Genomic DNA, 15914 nt, shown 5'->3' on the forward strand with positions numbered 1-15914 from the left:
GTGAGGGGAAAGTAAGAGGAATCGAGACAAGCTATTTCGCTGCTCTTCGGAGCAGCCATATTTGAATGGATGCAGCAGCGCTGCAAGCTCTTTGCTGTGCCGGCAGAGGAACTCTTAAAAACCTGCCACTTGCCGTCTGGGACGTCGCCCCAGCACGTTGAGGATGAAAACTCCCGCCACACCCAAACAGAGGAGCAGCGCCACCGGATTATGCACTATCGATGAGACTAAAATAGTCGTCCCTGTTAAAACCAAGGCTATGAAAAAGGTGACCACTCTCGTCATAGATCGCCCCAGGCCGCTTAGAAAAGGAAAGATGCTGAGCATCGTATGAAGGGGGACGAAGAAAGAGTCGGCCCCGATCCACATCATCAAGAATCCCACAAAGCGCAGGATCCAAGTCAGGGCATTGTGTTCGGCAGCAAGACGCTCAATGGCTGCAAATCGATCGCTGGCAAATAGCCGATAAAATCGAATGCTGCGCGGCCCCAGGTAGCTCTCTAGGCTGTTAGGGGTGGCCAAACGACCAAAGACAGTTACTTGAGTTCCGCTGTACAAGGCAGTGTACGAAGTTCGCATATCGCCAATTTGTGGATTGGCCAGGGTTCCCCGCCCCTTGAAAAATAAGAGCCTTCCACCCTAGCTGGGATCCCCGGGATCAACGTTTGGGGCTCCAGAGGAACAGCGTAGGGAGTTTCGATCTGCAAATCTTGCATTCTAATTCGGTAATTCCCAATTTGAGCCTGGCTGACTCGAAAGAGTTGGCTGGAAAAAGCCATCGGTGGGTTGACGTGCTCACTGCTGCGATAAAACCGGCTTGAATCTTCGGGGTTTTCCGTCCAGACTTTGGTGTAAGTATAGATTGTCTCTCTGACTTCCGATCCGCCAAACTCCTCTTGAGTGCGAGTTTCTTTTTCCTCTTCCCAAGCATACATTTCCGCCTTGCGCCTGACGGCAATATACGGCCCTGGCCGCAGGAAGAGATTATCGCCCAAAAGCTCATTGCTGGTAATTGGGCCTGTGAGCGATACTAAGCTTCCAAGAGGCGCAGAGGGCGAGCCCAATGGACTGATTTCAATGGCCCCAGTTGCCACTTGGGCAAGGTTGACCCGCCCCTCATTCCAAAACAAAAGCCAGAACGATCCCAAAACAATCCAACAAACACTGATACAAAAGAACTGGCCAGCCGCGAGCCAAACCCAACCCGCTCTACCTGTCTATAACGCTCAGCCATAGCCCTGTCCCCAGCGATGGCTTCAGTCTAGCACAGCCCCTTCTATTTATCCATGAAATCTAGCCGTTTTATAGAATTATAGAATTCAGAGCAAGTTTTTAACTTTTCCAAACTTATGTCTATTCCAGAAGTAGATTGCACCTCGTACAGGTTATGAGAACCCTATTTTTCAGCTAAGAATTGATTAAGCAATGTCCCCCCTTACAGCCTTGACCAGGCGCCGGAAAAACTGCCCCACGCCCTTCACCAGATGGGGTGCCGATTCTGGGCGAGGCGGGATCCCTGCCATTAGGGTGTAGTAGTCATCCAAAAGGTCGTGCTCTTCCGGAGAAACGGCGTTGTCGGCCATCATCAGGTTGCCGATTGCCCCCAGAAGTTGTAGGCGCTCGGTTTCGGTGGCCTGGGCGAGATAATCGGCCATCCAGCGCTCCGTTTGCGCCATCGGAATGGGCTCTTGGATCAGCTCTCGCAGCTCGGCATCGTGCTCCAAACCATAGCGGCGCAGCAGGGATCTCAGATAGGCCAACTCCTGCGGCTCTAGGTGCCCATCGGCCCAGGCGGAGCCGGCCACAATTTTGAGGATGAGCCGATGTTGGGTTGTCGGGTTCATGGCGGGATCCCTTGTCGCTAGAGGTGCCGCTGGCGGTCGGGGTTCTGGGGCCCTGAGCGAGCTGGGAAGGGGCTGGCCAGGGGCAGTCTCACTCGGCGAGGCCGCAGGCGCGTTTTAACCAGGCGGCATCTTGTTCTGACAAGGTGGCGTGGTGAATGGCGTAGACCTGGCGGTGATACTCCTCAAGCCAAGCCCGCTGTGCCTCGTCCAAGAGATCCCAATCGATCAGCCGCCTATCGAAAGGGATCCAAGTCAGGGAGCGAAAGCCCATCCAGCCCTCTGGCTCCGGAATTGCAATCACTTCGTAGAGGTTCTCTAGGCGAATTCCACCCCAGCCCGGCTGGTAGTAGCCCGGCTCGATACTGGTGATCATGCCTACCTTGAGGGGGGTGCTGGCGCGGCGGTGGATCCCGTTGGGCCCCTCGTGGACGTTCAAAAAGGCGCCGACACCGTGGCCGGTACCGTGGCCGTAGTCCAGCCCCGCTTGCCAAAGGCTGGAACGGGCAATGCCATCCAAGGAGACGCCGTAGGTATCGGGGGGGAAGATCTGACGGGCGCAGTGAATGTGGGCTTTGAGCACCTCGGTGTAGCGCCGCCGGCACAGGGGATCCGCCGGTTGCGGGCCAATCCAGAGGGTGCGGGTAGCGTCGGTCGTGCCCCCCAGGTAGTGGGATCCGGAATCCAACAGAAGCAACTCGCCTGTCTGCAAGAACTTCTGGGGATCGGGGGTGCCGTAGTGGACGATGGAGCTGTTGGCGCCGGCCCCGGCAATGGTGTTGAAGCTCAGGCCCACCCAATCCCCTTCCTCGCGGTAGTGGGCCTCCATAACAGCGGCCACATCGGCTTCGCTGATGGGGATCCCTGCTTGGATTTGCCGGTCAATCCAGGCCAGGGTGCGGATCTTGGCCCGGCTGGCTTTGCGGTTGGCCAGGCGCATCTGCTCCAGCTCGGTGGGGTTTTTGACCGCCTTGAGGAGATCCACGGGGTGATCCAACTCGCGACAGGTTGCCCCCCGCAGCAGCTCTTGCGTGCCCTGGGTAGTCTGCTTGGGATCTACTCCCACTGGCCCGTAGCGCTCGGCCCACTGGGGCAGTTGTTCCCGGTAGGCCTCGTAGGGCCAGAGCTCTACCCCTGCCTCAGCCAGCACTTGCTTTGCGGAGGGAGTGAGGCGCTCCAGATCTGTGAAGAGGGCAACCCTCTCCAGGGCAACTAGCGCATAGGCGCGGAAGACCGGGTTGTAGGGAATGTCGGAGCCGCGCAGGTTAAACAGCCAAGCTACCTGATCCAGTTTGGTTAGGGGCAACAGTCCCACCCGCTTGCGGCGCATCTCCTGGCGCACCTGGGCCAGCTTGTCGCTGGGGGGGGCTCCGCAGAGCTGGGCAGGGACAGGGTAGATGGGTTGCTCCAAGAGGGCTTGGCTAGATTCCTTGGCCAGCTTGTCCAGTGGGTTTTCGCTAACCGGCACCAGCAGCACTCCTCCGGCTTGGGCGTGGGCTTGCAACTGGCGGTAGGTGGCCACCGACACCGTAAAAGGATCCACCCCCAGGCGAAAGCCGGATCCCAGCTCTTCCACGATCTCCATCAGGCTGGGCTGATCCGGCAGGCCGCCTTTGATCACCGTAAACAGGTTGGGATCCACCTCCCGCTCCGCCTGCTCGTGGTAGCGGGGATCCACCCACAGCCAGGCGCGGTCTTGGCTGATTAGGGCATCGCCCACCGAGCCGGTAAAGCCCGTGATCCACTGCCGCCGCTTGCGATATTCCAGCAAATACTCATTGAGGTGCTCATCAGCCGAGGGCACCCAAAAGCCATCGAGATTTTGTTCCTGCAAAAGCTGACGCAACTGCTGCAAACGAGTGGCAATATCCAGGCGGGGCAGGGTTTGGAGCATGGTGGGGATGAGAGGGAGATCTGGGCCGATGACCTTAGAGACCAATATAGTTCTCTTTACCTTGGGAAAGCAGATGGGAAGAGAGGAACCGGCTACCTAGGCCGCTGGTCAACTGCGAAGCAGTAGCCAAGGGCTTCTGCGTTATTGCTAGGCGACGCGGTTGCGAACGCACCGCTCTAACTCCCCTCTCCCTCTGGGAGAGGGGCTGGGGGTGAGGGCGCTTCTGGGAGAGGGGTTGGGGGTGAGGGCTGAGATTCGGGAAAGCCGGCCTCTCGCCAAGCGCGGATCCCGCCGTCCATGGAGATCACGCGGCGGTAGCCCATCTTTTGCAGGTTATCGGCTGCCAGCGCCGAACGAAAGCCGCCGCCACAATAGAGGACAATCTCGGCTTCTTTGTCTGGGATCACCTTCTCGATGTCCCGCTCGATAATGCCTTTGCTGAGGTGAATGGCGCCGACGATGTGGCCGGCCTGCCACTCCGACTCTTCCCGCACGTCGACCAAATAAAAGGGATCCCCTTGCAGTTGTTTCTGCCTGACTTGCTCGACTGTCAGCTCTTGGATGCGGCTTTTGGCCTCGTTGACCAAAGCTAAGAAAGCAGGGGAGTGGTGGGACGCCATGCACACCTCGCCGAGAACCCAGCTCCCAGGATAAACCCAGGCCCACTCCAGTGAGGCAACGCCAAACCTCAAAACCTCGATCCTCAGCAAGCTAAACTAAAGAAAGGCAGATTTGCCGCCGGAGGCCCCCAGTTTGAGCTTCCAATCCACCCTTTCCCAACTGCTTGGGTTCCTTGCTCTGACTTTGAGCTGGGGGATCCCTTTGCCCAGCAAGGCAGCGGCCCAGGCTGCCCCCTTGCCTCTGGAAAGCGGGATCCAAAAACAGGTCTCCGCCCCGGCACCGGCTCCCTTGGTGAAGTGGCTGCAAGAGCAAATAGAGGCCGCCAACCGGCGGGATCTGGAGGAGGTGATGGCCGGCTATAGCCCCGACTTCCGCCACCGCGACGGCCTGGATCGGCAGGGGGTGGAAAGGGCCATTCGCAAGCTGTGGGAGGCCCATCCCCAGCTGACCTACGCAGCGGAAATTCTCTCTTGGCGGCGGCTAGGCCCTGAGATCGTGGCCGAGATCGCCAGCCAAGTGCAGGGATCCCAATCTTCAGCGCGGGGGGAGTTTCAGGTGCAGGCCTCTGCCCTGGTGCGCAACCGCTACCGCCCGAATGCGGCCAAGCCGGAGCAACTGCTGTTGGTGGAGCAGGAAGTGCTGCGGGAGGCCAGCACCCTCACCTCCGGCTCGGCGCCCCCCACCGTCACCTTCAGGTTGCCGGAGGTGGTCAAGCCGGGATCCCCCTACTCGCTGCAGGCCATTGTGGCCGAGCCCCTCGCCCAATCTTTGCTGTTGGGCGCCGTCGAGGAGCAGCCCGTGGCTGCGGCCGGCTACTTAGATCTAACTTCGTTTGCCCTTGAACCTCTGCAGGCGGGCGGGCTCTTCCTGCAGGCAGATGCGCCGCCAGAAGCTGGCGCCCGCTGGCTCTCGGTGATGCTAGTCAACCAGAGTGGCCTTGTTGTCGAAAGCCGGCGCCTCGTCATTCAACCCTGAGGGATCGACAGCCCTTAAGGACTCTTGACCTGGGTAGTTGTTGAGATCTTTTGGGCGAAGCTGAGATTTGAGAGGTCTGGAAGCCCTCGGAAGATTTCTGCTCGACTCCAAGCCCCGGCGGTCGTCGAAAACTTGCAGAAAAACTATCCGCTCTCCCCCACCACCCAGGCAAAACAGGCGGTCCAGGAGAGAGCGGTCTAGCGGGCCTTCAACTGGAACCTGACTGCCGGGAGGAACTCCAAGCGAGCCAGAACGCGAAGACTCCTCAGCAAGCTAAGGATCTGAGTTCAGGCCGTTAGAGAACAGCCCCGGCGCACAGCCGGCTGAACCCAACTTGACGACCCTTACAACAACTACTATCTGGCATCCGCTGGAACCTCCCTTACTCAACGACATCCTGAGGCTAGCACAAATCTTTACCAAGGTGGCGGGCCGGATCCCTTCCCCTCAGGCCAAGGAGACTGAGAACGAGGCAACGGCGTAGGATAGAAGGACGCCCTTTAGCCTGCTCAAGTTGCCGTGGACTACAAAAGTACCCTCAACCTGCCGCAAACCCAGTTTCCCATGCGGGCGGAGGCTGCCAAGAGGGAGCCCGCCATCCAAGCCTTTTGGCAGGAAGAGCAAATCTATCAGCGTCTGTCGGAGAACAATCCTGGGGATCCCTTTGTGCTGCATGATGGGCCGCCCTATGCCAATGGCGACATCCACATGGGCACCACCCTCAACAAGATCCTCAAGGACATCATCAACAAGTACCACCTCCTGCAGGGGCGCAAGGTGCGCTATGTGCCCGGCTGGGATTGCCACGGTCTGCCCATCGAGCTGAAGGTGTTGCAAAGCCTCTCCCCCCAGGAGCGGCAGAGCCTCACCCCCCTACAACTGCGGCAAAAGGCCAGAGAGTACGCCTTGCACTACGTCAACGTGCAGCGGGCCAGTTTTCAGCGGCTGGGGGTATGGGGAGATTGGGATCGGCCCTACCTGACCCTATCGCCGGAGTACGAGGCGGCCCAGATCGAGGTGTTTGGCCAGATGGCCCTTAAAGGCTACATCTACCGCGGCCTCAAGCCCGTCCACTGGAGCCCCAGCTCCCAGACAGCCCTGGCGGAAGCGGAGCTGGAATATCCCGACAACCACATCTCCCCCAGCATCTACGTAGCTTTTCCTCTGCAGAGCCTCAGCCCGGCGGCGCAGCCGATTTTGGAGCCCTTCTTGCCAGGCCTGCGGGCGGCCATCTGGACGACTACCCCGTGGACGATCCCGGCCAACTTGGCTCTCTGTTTCAATCCCAAGCTTACCTATGCGGTGGTGGAGTCTCCCCGCTTCGGCCTACTACTGATTGCCGCCGATTTGCGGCAGCGGCTGGAGAAAGTCCTGGAGACCCCCTTAGAGGTCAAGGCCACCCTGCCGGGATCCGCTTTGGAATACTGCCAGGGACGCCACCCCCTCTTTGACCGCCCTAGCCTCTGTGTTTTGGGAGACTATGTGACCACCGAGTCCGGCACCGGCATTGTCCACACGGCGCCGGGGCATGGGGAAGAAGACTTCAAGACTGGCCAAAAGTACGGCCTGCCCATCCTCAGCCCCGTGGACGAGCAGGGGAAGTTTACAGCAGAAGCCGGCCCCCAGTTTGCCGGGCTAGATGTCCTCTCCAAAGAACCGGAGACCAGCGGCAACCTGGCTGTCATTAAGGCTTTGCGGGCTGTCGGCGCCCTGCTCAAAGAAGAACCCTACAACCACAAATACCCCTACGACTGGCGCACCAAAGAACCCACCATCTTCCGGGCCACCGAGCAGTGGTTTGCGTCCGTAGCCGGCTTCCGGGAGCTGGCCCTGCAGGCCATCAAAACCGTGAAGTGGATCCCACCGGAAGGGGAAAACCGCATCACCGCCATGGTCAAGGAGCGCTCCGACTGGTGCATCTCCCGCCAGCGGGCCTGGGGCGTGCCCATCCCCGTCTTTTACGACGAGGAGACCGGCGAGGTGCTGCTCACAGCCGAAACTATCGACCACATCAAGGCCATCTTTGCCCAAGAGGGATCCGACGCCTGGTGGAAGCGCCCGGTGGAAGAGCTGCTGCCGGAGCAGTACCGCCGCCATGGCCGCACCTACCGCAAGGGCACGGACACCATGGATGTTTGGTTTGACTCCGGCTCCTCCTGGGCGGCGGTGGCCCGGGCACGCGGGCTGGGCTACCCCGTGGATCTCTACCTGGAGGGTTCGGATCAGCACCGAGGTTGGTTCCAGTCCAGCTTGCTGACCTCAGTGGCGGTCAATGGCTGTGCCCCCTACAAGGCGGTGCTCACCCACGGCTTTGTGCTGGACGAAAAGGGCCAGAAGATGAGCAAGTCCCTGGGCAACGTCATCGATCCCCTGCTGCTCATCAACGGCGGCAGCAATCCGCAGACGGATCCCGCCTACGGGGCCGATGTGCTGCGGCTGTGGGTCTCCAGCGTCGACTACTCCGGCGATGTGCCGATAGGCAAGACCATTCTGGGGCAGATGGCGGATGTCTACCGCAAGATCCGCAACACGGCCCGCTTTTTGCTGAGCAACCTCTACGACTTCAACCCGGCGCAGGATGCTGTTCCTTTTGAAGCGTTGACGGAGTTGGATCGCTACATCCTGCACCGCCTGCAGGAGGTGGGAGCGGAGATCACCGAATCGTTTGAAAACTACCAGTTCTACCGCTTTTTCCAAGCGGTTCAAAACTTCTGTGTGGTGGATCTCTCCAATTTCTACTTGGATATCGGCAAGGATCGCCTCTACATCAGCCACGCCCGCAGCCTGCGGCGGCGGCAGTGCCAGACGGTGCTGTCGCTGGTGCTGGAGAACTTGGCCAAGGCCATTGCCCCCGTGCTCTCCCACCTAGCCGAAGAGATCTGGAGCTACCTGCCCTACCCCAAGCCCACCCGCTCGGTGTTCGAAGGGGGCTGGATGCGGCTGCCGGAGCAGTGGCGGGATCCCCAGTTGGCCGCCACCTGGGAAAAGCTGCGGGCGGTGCGGCAGGAGGTGAACAAGGCCCTGGAGCAGGCCCGCACCGACAAGGTCATCGGCGCTTCCACCGAGGCCAAACTCATCCTCAAGGTGGCGGATCCCCACCTACATGCCCTGCTGGAGGAGCGGGCAGCCGAGCTGCGCTACCTGTTTATCACTTCCCAAGTCGAGTTGGTCAAGGCCGGCCCTGGAGAGGAGGATCTACAGGTTGCCGTTCAGCCAGCGGAGGGGAAAAAATGCGTGCGCTGCTGGAACTATTCCACCCGGGTGGGCGAGTTTGCCGAACACCCAGAGCTGTGCGAGCGCTGTGTGGCAGCCCTGGCCGGCGAATTTTGAACGTCGGATGGATTGTCGGAATTGTTGGCCTAGGTTGGGTTGGCCTGCAGGATCCCGGCGTCGGCCTCCTCCCGCTCCAGGTTGCGGAAGAGGGGCGTGCTCAGGTAGCGCTCGCCAAAGCTGGGCTGGATCATCACGATCAGCTTGCCGGCGTTTTCCGGTCGCCGCCCCACCTGGATAGCGGCAGCCAGGGCTGCCCCGGTGGAGATGCCGGAGAGGATCCCTTCTTCTTTGGCCAGGCGGCGGCTGTAGACCATGCTCTCCTCGTCATCTACCGCAATTACCTCGTCCAGCAGGTCGCGCCGCAACACCTCCGGCACAAACCCCGCCCCGATGCCCTCGATGCGGTGAAAGCCGGGCCGTCCCCCGCTTAGAACCGCGCTTGCCTTGGGCTCGACGGCCACTAGCCGAATGGAAGGTTTCTTACTCTTGAGAAACTCGCCCGCCCCGGTAATGGTGCCGCCAGTGCCCACCCCCGCTACCAGGATGTCCACCTGGCCATCGGTGTCCTCCCAGATCTCGGGGCCGGTGGTGCGGGCGTGGATCTGGGGATTGGCGGGGTTGGTGAATTGGCCCAGCATGTAGGCATTGGGGGTGCGGCGCACGATCTCTTCCGCCTTCCAGATGGCCTCCCCCATGCCGCCGGCGCTGCTGGCCAGGTGCACCTCTGCTCCGTAAGCCTTCAGCAGCCGCCGCCGCTCCAGGCTCATGCTCTCAGGCATAACGATGATCAGCCGGTAACCCTTGGCAGCAGCAGCCATGGCCAGGCCAATGCCGGTATTGCCAGAGGTGGGCTCCACCAAGATGGTCTTGCCGGGGGTGATCAAGCCAGCTCGTTCGGCAGCCTCGATCATGCTCACGGCAATGCGATCTTTCACCGAGGCGGCAGGGTTAAAGCTCTCCAATTTCACGACGATCTCAGCCAGACACCCTTCGGATTGAGGGATCCGGTTTAGCCGCACAAGAGGGGTACGACCGATGAGCTGAGTGATGTTGGCGGCAATTTTCATGGTTCACAAAAAGGCAGAAACCGATCGCGACAGCAGGCCGTCGGCCTCAAGTCCAGAGCAGCCGAGGGCCTTGTGCGATGCTAACCCCTGCATGAGCTCCTTGGTGCTCCCTCTCAGGATCTCACTGCCCTTGGACCAGGGGATCCCGATGTTTTCCGAAGTTCCGCAGGGGATAGCAACAAAACCCGCCCAGAAAATGATTTAGCTGAAGGGGGTTCGGGGGTAGATCAGCCCCGCACTGTACTGTCGAGAGGCAGTCAGTGCCAGATACCCCCGTCGCAGACTCGCAACAATAAAATGGATCTAGTTGTAGAAAACGGCGTTGCCGGAACCTGGTGCAACTACGCGGTAGGGCATTCCATGTCTGCATCCCTAACGGCACGGCAAAGCCGAACGCAGAGGGTTCTTGCAGAAGCTCCCCGACGAAGCGAGAAGCCCGCACTCTATACGTCAGCATGAGTGCGGGAGTATGTCACAGTGAGATTACACCGGAAGGACAAGTCCCCTATGCACCTGAGTGAGATCACTCACCCCAACCAGCTCCGCAACCTCAGCCTCAGCCAGTTGCGCAGCCTAGCCCGCCAGATTCGCGAAAAGCACTTGCAAACGGCTGCCAACTCTCCAGTCGGCTGTCACCTGGGGCCGGGGTTGGGCGTGGTGGAGCTGACCTTGGCGCTCTACAAAACCCTCGACCTGGATCGCGACAAGGTGATTTGGGATGTGGGCCACCAAGCCTATGCCCACAAAATGCTTACTGGCCGCTACCACAACTTCCATACCATTCGCCAGAAAGGAGGGATTTCCGGCTACCTCAAGCGGAGTGAGAGCCGCTTCGACCACTTTGGGGCCGGGCACGCCTCCACCAGCATCTCGGCAGCCCTGGGCATGGCCATCGCTCGGGATCGGCGGGGAGAAAACTTCAAGGTGGTGGCCATCATCGGGGATGGCGCCCTGACTGGGGGCATGGCCTATGAAGCCATCAACCACGCCGGGCACCTGCCCAAGACCAACTTGATGGTGATTCTCAACGACAACGGCATGTCGATTTCCCCCAATGTGGGGGCCATCCCGCGCTATTTAAACCGCCTGCGCCTCAGCCCACCGGTGCAGTTTTTGGCCGACAGCCTGGAGGAGCAGCTAAAGAACCTACCTCTAGTTGGCTCCAGCCTCAGCCCGGAAATCGACCGTCTCAAGGAGACGGTGAAGCTGGTTACTGCCGTGCAGAACAACAAGGCCGGCATCATCTTTGAGGAGCTGGGCTTTACCTACGTAGGGCCGGTGGACGGGCACAACCTGGCGGAATTGTTGGATGCTTTTGAGCTGGCCCACGGCATCTCTGGGCCGGTGCTGGTGCACGTGGCTACGGTCAAGGGCAAGGGCTACCCACCGGCAGAGGCTGAGCAGGTAAGCTATCACGCCCAATCCCGCTTCGACCTAGCCACCGGCAAACCCTATCCTCCTACCAAACCCACTCCCCCTAGCTATAGCAAGGTCTTCGGCCACACTCTTTGTAAACTGGCGGAGCGGGATCCCCGCATCATTGGCATCACGGCGGCTATGGACACCGGCACCGGCCTAGACAAGCTCAAAGAAAAACTGCCGGATCAGTTCGTGGATGTGGGGATTGCCGAGCAGCACGCTGTTACTTTGGCTGCTGGCATGGCCTGCGAGGGGATGCGACCGGTGGTGGCCATCTATTCCACCTTCCTGCAGCGGGCCTACGACCAGATCATCCACGATGTCTGCATTCAAAAGCTGCCGGTCTTTTTCTGCTTGGATCGGGCAGGGGTGGTGGGAGCGGACGGCCCCACCCACCAGGGCATGTACGACATTGCCTATCTGCGCTGCATTCCCGAGATGGTGCTGATGGCCCCCAAAGACGAGGCGGAGCTGCAGCGCATGGTGGTGACCGGGATCCAGTACACAAAGGGCCCCATCGCCATGCGTTACCCGCGCGGAGCTGGCGTGGGGGTGCCTCTGGCCGAAGAGGGGTGGGAGCCCATTCCCATCGGCAAAGCAGAGGTGCTGCGCAGCGGCGGCGAGGTCCTGATCCTAGCCTATGGGTCGATGGTGCATCCCAGTTTGCAGGCAGCGGAGATCCTCAAGGAACACGGCATCTCCACGACGGTAGTCAATGCCCGCTTTGCCAAGCCTCTGGATACCGAGCTGATCCTGCCCCTGGCCCAACAGAGCCGCCTGGTGGTGACGGTGGAAGAAGGCTGCCTCATGGGCGGGTTTGGCTCGGCAGTGGGGGAAGCTCTCCTGGATGCCGATATCCGAGTGCCGCTGTTGCGCCTGGGGGTGCCGGATGTGTGGGTGGAGCACGCCACTCCTGAAGAATCGCTGGCGGAACTGGGCCTGAACAGCGTCGGCATTGCCGAGCGCATCCGGGCCAAGGTCGAGGCCCTTCAGGGACAGAGAGCCTCGCAGGCTCAAGCTATTTTGGGCAGCTCCTGAGCCTACTCTTTCCCAAGGCCCATCTGCTGGTTGAACTGCTCGATGGCGGCTTGCTGCAGAGCCTCTGCAACAGGACGGGTGCGCAGGAGGATTTGCACATCCCGCAGCAGGTTCTCCCGCCACAGGTTCTCCCGCAGCACCTCTAGCCGGGCATAGCTGGGATCCAGGCGCATGGCCTTGGCCCCCAGTTCTTCCGCCCGTTCGGTTTCGCCGCGAACGTAGAGGGCCGTAGCCAGGGCTAGGTAGGGCTCTGCCACCGCGTCGTTCATCTCGATGGTGCGTTCCCAGCGCTCGATGGCCGCCTCCAGATCCCCTTGTTCATAGTCCACCAGGCCGATGTTGTTCATGGCCGGCCAATAGGCGGGATCCAACTCCAAGGTTTTCTCATACTCCTGCCGGGCGCGATCCCATTGGTCGAGCATGAGGTAGGCATTGCCCAGTTGAAAGCGGGCGTTGGGGCTATCTGGCTGCAAGGCAACAGCCCGTTCCAGGGTTTCAGCGGCGGCAAAATAGCTGCCCTGCCGCAAGTAAGCAGATCCCAGCGAGTAGAGAATGTCGGCGTCGTCGGGAGCCAGGGCGCGGGCCTTTTGCAGCGCTTGGATGGCTTGGCCATAGTCTCCTAGCTCCAGGTGGACGTTGCCCAAAACGTAGAGCAGCTCGGAAGAGGTGGGCACCATGGCCACCGCCAGTTGCAGGCGGCGCAGCGCCTCTTCCGTCTGGCCAAACTGGGCCAGCCGCAGCGCGTCCGTGGCCAGTTGCAGCCCCTGCGCCCGCATCAACTCCCCATTGGGCAGGGGAACACGCAGCAACACCTGGGCTCGAGCGGGATCCCATTTCCCTCTCCCCAACACCATGGCGAGGCCCAGCGGCAAGGTTAGCAAAAACCGGACAGACAACCGGAATAACAGTGGCGGCATGACACCCACGCAAAAACAGGCCATGCCCATGTTAGCTGCAGCAAGCGGGGATCCTTCCTGCCAGGACTGGTTTCAACCATATTGCTATCCAACGCTGTCGCGAACGTGTCGGCGGCCTCCAACTCCCCCCTCCCTGAGGAAGAGGGGCTGGGGGTAAAGGCAGCGATTGAAACAAACTAGAGGCGTCGCCACCGCCGCCCCGACTGGGCCAGCAGGTCTTCGGCGGCCTTCGGCCCCCAGGTGCCGGCTTCGTAGGTGTACAGCGGCGGCGCAACGCTGCTGCCATTGCCGCCGGGCTGGGCTTCCCAGGCCGATAAAACCGGCGTCACCACCCGCCAGGCGGCTTCCACCTCGTCAGCGCGGGTGAACAGGGTGGGATCCCCCAGCAGGCAGTCCAACAGTAGGCGCTCGTAGGCATCTGGCGTGGTTGACCCAAAGGCTGTCCCGTAGCGAAAATCCATTTCCACCGAGCGGGTGCGGATCTCCGGCCCCGGCATCTTGGCCTCAAAGCGCAAGGAGATGCCCTCGTTGGGCTGTATGCGCAGCACCAGGATGTTGGGGCTCACCTCCCGCGCTGCCGAAGGAAAAAGAGATAGCGGCACCTGCTTAAAGTAGATGGCCACCTCGGAGACCTTCTTGGCTAGGCGCTTGCCGGTGCGCAGGTAAAAGGGCACCCCCTGCCACCGCCAGGTGTCGCATTCCAGTTTCAGGGCAACGTAGGTGGGGGTTTGCGAGTTGGGGTTAACATTGGGCTCTTGGCGATAGCCTGGCACCGGCTTGCCGCCAATCCAACCAGGGCCGTACTGGGCCCGCACTGCTGCCGCAGCTACATTGCGAGTGTCCGCCAGGCGGGTGGCCTGCAGCACCTTAGTCTTTTCGTTGCGCACGCCGTCGCTGCGCAAGGAGACGGGCGGCTCCATGGCAATCAGGCAATAGATCTGCATCAGGTGGTTTTGCACCATGTCCCGCAGAGCGCCGGCAGCGTCGTAGTAGCCGGCCCGGTCCTCCACCCCCACCGTTTCCGCTACCGTAATCTGCACGTGGTCGATGTAGTTGCGGTTCCAGAGAGGCTCAAAGATGGCGTTGGCAAAGCGAAAGACCAGCAGGTTTTGCACCGTCTCTTTGCCCAGGTAGTGGTCGATGCGGTAGACCTGCTCTTCCTGACAGATCCGCTGTACGATGCGGTTCAACTCCTGAGCCGAGGTGAGGTCGTGGCCAAAGGGCTTTTCGATCACCACCCGCGTTTTGGTTGGATCGGCCAACATCCCCGCTGCCCCCAACTGCTGGATGGCCTGGGCGTAGAAGTCCGGCGCCACCGCCAGATAAAACACCCGGTTGCCGCGGGTGCCCCGCTCCTCATCCAGTTGGCCGAGGAGTTGCTTGAGACGCAGGTAGCCCTCGGCCTCTCCGATATCGAGGCGACAATAGAACAGGCGGCTGGCGAAGTCCTGCCAGAGGGCTTCTGGCCCCAGATCTTGGGGGGCAAATTCTTCCAGGGCCGCCCGCATCTTGTCCCGATAGATCTCGTGGCTCCAGTCGCGGCGAGCCACCCCCACCAAGGTAAACTCCGGCGGCAGCCGTCGCTGCACGAATAGCCGGTAGTAGGCCGGGATCAGCTTGCGGGCGGCCAGATCTCCGGAAGCACCAAACTGCACCAAAATACAAGGATCCGGAATGCGCTCTTGGTTGAGGCCAACGCGCAAGGGGTTTTCAGTCAGGGTTGCCATAGGGTCGGCTCAGCTTGGGTGGGCGGGGTTGGGAAGGGTGGCTAGGGGGTCAACGACCCTTCCAGGCAGCGCAACACTTCTTCCACATTCTTGCGGCTGCCGATAATCAAAGGCACTCGTTGGTGCAGGGATTGGGGCACGATGTCCAGGATGGCCTCGGTGCCGGTGGTGGCTACGCCTCCCGCCTGCTCAGCCAAAAACGCCAGCGGGTTGGCCTCGTACATCAGCCGCAGCTTGCCCTCTGGTTTTTGCCGGGTGCCAGGGTAGAGATACACTCCTCCCTGCAACAGGATGCGGTGAAAATCCGCCACCAGAGCGCCGCTGTAGCGGGCGGTGTAGCCATCGCGGCGGTGGACATAGCGGACATAGTTCTGGATCCCTTCGCTCCACTGACAGAAGTAGCCCTCGTTAAGGCTGTAGACGGAGCCGCGTTCGGGAATGCGAAGGTCGCTCTTGGAGAGGATGAACTCGCCCAAGCTGGGATCCAGGGTAAAACTGTGTACTCCCTTGCCGACGGAATAGACCAGTTGCGTGCTGGGGCCGTAGAGGATGTAGCCGGCGGCCAGTTGGCGACGGCCTGGCTGGAGGAGATCTTGGTTGTCTGCTTCCGGACGATCCTCAAGGGGGTGAAGAACGGAGAAGATAGAGCCGACGCTGAGGTTGGCGTCAATGTTGGAGGATCCATCCAAGGGATCGATCAGCAGGGCCAAGCGGCTGAGGAAGCAGTTTTCCGGCAGGCGGGCCGGCGTTTTCAGCTCTTCTGATACCAGCCGGCACACCAGGCCGGTCTGCTCCAAAGCGCGGATGAAGGCCCGGTTGGCGTAGTCGTCCATCCGCTGCTGCTCTTCCCCCTGCACATTGACGCTGCCGGTTACCCCCAGCGTCCCCTCGATCAGCCCTGCCTGGCTGAGGCGGCGGGCGATCATCTTGCCGGCCAGAGCAATGCGGTTCATCAGGGCGCTGAAGTCTTGGGCCTCAGGGGTAAAGCCGCTAAACTGCTGCAGCACATGCCGGGAGAGGGTAAGCACATCCCGCGCCATCTCGCGCTCGGCGCTGCTGGGCACTACGGGCGGAGAAGAACTGACCACCATAATCGCAGGCTTCCTCAGGATTCTTACTAGCTAGGCTGGCCAATCCCGACA

At 60.8% G+C, this 15914-nt stretch carries 12 protein-coding genes; 3 read left to right on the plus strand and 9 right to left on the minus strand.

Annotation, left to right across the window (positions count from 1 at the left end; genetic code table 11):
• Positions 1–114: 114 nt before the first annotated feature.
• The 5 genes from NW846_RS04660 to NW846_RS04680 form a co-directional block, all read right to left on the minus strand.
• Complete coding sequence (locus NW846_RS04660) at positions 115–579, minus strand: TMEM43 family protein (protein ID WP_414346442.1); 465 nt, start codon at positions 577–579, stop codon at positions 115–117.
• Positions 537–1148, minus strand: a complete 612-nt coding sequence (locus NW846_RS04665) for a TMEM43 family protein (RefSeq protein ID WP_414346440.1) — start codon at positions 1146–1148, stop codon at positions 537–539. Before NW846_RS04665 ends, NW846_RS04660 begins: the two co-directional genes overlap by 43 nt.
• Before the next feature lie 270 nt (positions 1149–1418).
• Positions 1419–1844 carry a TerB family tellurite resistance protein gene (locus tag NW846_RS04670; RefSeq protein WP_011430539.1) on the minus strand — a complete coding sequence of 142 codons (426 nt, stop codon included), beginning with the start codon at positions 1842–1844 and terminating at the stop codon, positions 1419–1421.
• Positions 1845–1932: 88 nt separating this feature from the next.
• Positions 1933–3780, minus strand: a complete 1848-nt coding sequence (locus tag NW846_RS04675) for an aminopeptidase P family protein (protein ID WP_414346438.1) — start codon at positions 3778–3780, stop codon at positions 1933–1935.
• A gap of 131 nt (positions 3781–3911) precedes the next feature.
• On the minus strand, positions 3912–4355 hold the full coding sequence (locus NW846_RS04680) for a rhodanese-like domain-containing protein (protein WP_414346436.1): 444 nt from the start codon (positions 4353–4355) through the stop codon (positions 3912–3914).
• A gap of 133 nt (positions 4356–4488) precedes the next feature.
• On the opposite strand from NW846_RS04680, the gene NW846_RS04685 reads away from it, so the two are divergent.
• Complete coding sequence (locus tag NW846_RS04685) at positions 4489–5331, plus strand: nuclear transport factor 2 family protein (protein WP_240527920.1); 843 nt, start codon at positions 4489–4491, stop codon at positions 5329–5331.
• A gap of 564 nt (positions 5332–5895) precedes the next feature.
• Complete coding sequence (gene ileS, locus NW846_RS04690) at positions 5896–8661, plus strand: isoleucine--tRNA ligase (protein WP_414515433.1); 2766 nt, start codon at positions 5896–5898, stop codon at positions 8659–8661.
• Positions 8662–8690: 29 nt separating this feature from the next.
• On the opposite strand, the gene cysK is transcribed toward ileS, so the two are convergent.
• Positions 8691–9671 (minus strand): cysteine synthase A, encoded by a 981-nt coding sequence (gene cysK / locus NW846_RS04695; protein ID WP_414346434.1) that lies wholly within the window; start codon positions 9669–9671, stop codon positions 8691–8693.
• 507 nt (positions 9672–10178) lie between these two features.
• Here cysK and dxs point away from each other — a divergent pair.
• Complete coding sequence (gene dxs / locus NW846_RS04700; protein ID WP_011430533.1) at positions 10179–12128, plus strand: 1-deoxy-D-xylulose-5-phosphate synthase; 1950 nt, start codon at positions 10179–10181, stop codon at positions 12126–12128.
• A gap of 2 nt (positions 12129–12130) precedes the next feature.
• Here dxs and NW846_RS04705 read toward each other — a convergent pair whose 3' ends face one another.
• The 3 genes from NW846_RS04705 to fbp form a co-directional block, all read right to left on the minus strand.
• Complete coding sequence (locus tag NW846_RS04705; RefSeq protein ID WP_240527867.1) at positions 12131–13045, minus strand: tetratricopeptide repeat protein; 915 nt, start codon at positions 13043–13045, stop codon at positions 12131–12133.
• A gap of 176 nt (positions 13046–13221) precedes the next feature.
• Positions 13222–14772 (minus strand): glucose-6-phosphate dehydrogenase, encoded by a 1551-nt coding sequence (zwf, locus tag NW846_RS04710; RefSeq protein ID WP_414346431.1) that lies wholly within the window; start codon positions 14770–14772, stop codon positions 13222–13224.
• 41 nt (positions 14773–14813) lie between these two features.
• Positions 14814–15812, minus strand: coding sequence for a class 1 fructose-bisphosphatase (fbp, locus tag NW846_RS04715; protein ID WP_414346469.1), 999 nt, complete (start codon positions 15810–15812; stop codon positions 14814–14816).
• Positions 15813–15914 lie beyond the last annotated feature (102 nt).

It is taken from the genome of Synechococcus sp. W60.3, from assembly GCF_047502615.1.
Taxonomy (GTDB): Bacteria; Cyanobacteriota; Cyanobacteriia; order Thermostichales; family Thermostichaceae; genus Thermostichus.